The 1,153-nt window shown below is 59.5% G+C and carries 3 protein-coding genes; all 3 read left to right on the forward strand.

Translation table 11 applies throughout. The features are described from left to right. On the forward strand, positions 1 to 190 hold a 190-nt coding region (locus A2I95_RS40575), incomplete at its 5' end, for a CBS domain-containing protein (RefSeq protein ID WP_291737969.1). A gap of 23 nt (positions 191 to 213) precedes the next feature. After that, positions 214 to 813: an LPS export ABC transporter periplasmic protein LptC gene (lptC, locus tag A2I95_RS40580; RefSeq protein WP_291737970.1), complete on the forward strand. Its 600-nt coding sequence runs from the start codon at positions 214 to 216 to the stop codon at positions 811 to 813. A 3-nt stretch (positions 814 to 816) separates the two neighbouring features. After that, a partial coding sequence (locus A2I95_RS40585) for an LptA/OstA family protein (RefSeq protein ID WP_291737971.1) occupies positions 817 to 1,153 on the forward strand: 337 nt, incomplete at its 3' end.

Below are 1,153 nucleotides of genomic sequence, written 5' to 3' on the forward strand. Positions count from 1 at the left end.
GGACAAGTCTTCCGCCGAGGTCATGACCCCGAACCCTGCTTCAATCGCCCCCGGAGCCATGGCCCAGGAGGCCGTCGCCGTGATGAACCAGCGCAAGATCACCTGCTTGTTCGTGGTTGATCCGGACAATGGCGGCAAGGCTGAGGGTCTGTTGCACATCCACGATTGCCTGCGCGCAGGCCTGGGCTGACGCAAGGCCGGGGGAGCAAAAACATGGACAGCTACTCCAGAGCCGTTGCCTATCTTAAGGTGCTGCTGCCGCTGGCCGCACTGGTTCTGATGTCCACCATGTTCCTGATCTCCCGCGGCGTGAACACCGACGCGGTGATCCCCTTTGCTCAAAAGGAAATCGAAGACCGGATGAAGGGCCAGCAAGTCACTGCCCCATTCTTTTCCGGCACCACCGCACAGGGCGATGAAATTATGGTCACTGCTGCGCTCGCCCGTCCGGGCGGCGACGGCACACCCGCTGTTGCCAGCGACCTTTCCGCTGAATTCGACTTGGCTGAGGGCGGCAGGATCACGCTTAAATCGGAAAGCGGTACGATCCACCCAGGCCGGGACATGGCACGATTTACAGGCAATGTGACTATCACCTCCGCGGACGGGCTGATTGTCGAGACCGAAGAGCTGAACACAGCGCTTAGCGGGTTGGAAGCCGACAGTCCCGGATCAGTCCGTGCGACAGGCCCAATCGGCGAGTTGACCGCAGGTAAAATGCGGATCGGCGTAAAAACCGAGGGCGGACCGATCCATATGCTGTTCAAAAACGGGGTTAAGCTGCTATATGATCCCCAGAAACCGGAAAGATAGCCTGTGTCCTATTTGCGCGCATTGATTTTTTGCCTGCCGCTCGCGGTATTTCCCGGCCTCGCGGCGGCGCAGACGGCCTCCGTCGCTTTTGGCGCTGTCAAGGCTGACCCCAGCCAGCCGGTTGAAGTCACCGCCGACAATCTGGCAGTTAACCAAGCAAATGGCTCGGCGGAGTTTACCGGCAATGTGCTCATTATTCAGGGCATTATGCGGCTGTCTGCAGACAAAGTTTTGGTAATCTACAAAACCGCTGGCGAAACAGGTGCCAAGGCCGGCATTGAACGGCTGGAAGCCACTGGCAATGTGGTGCTGGTCAGCGGCCCGGACGCCGCCGAGGCAC

It is taken from the genome of Leisingera sp. F5 (assembly GCF_001593695.1).

Coding starts and splice junctions, on each gene's coding strand:
- lptC (WP_291737970.1), top strand. CDS start 214: ATGGACAGCTACTCCAGAGCCGTTGCCTATCTTAAGGTGCTGCTGCCG.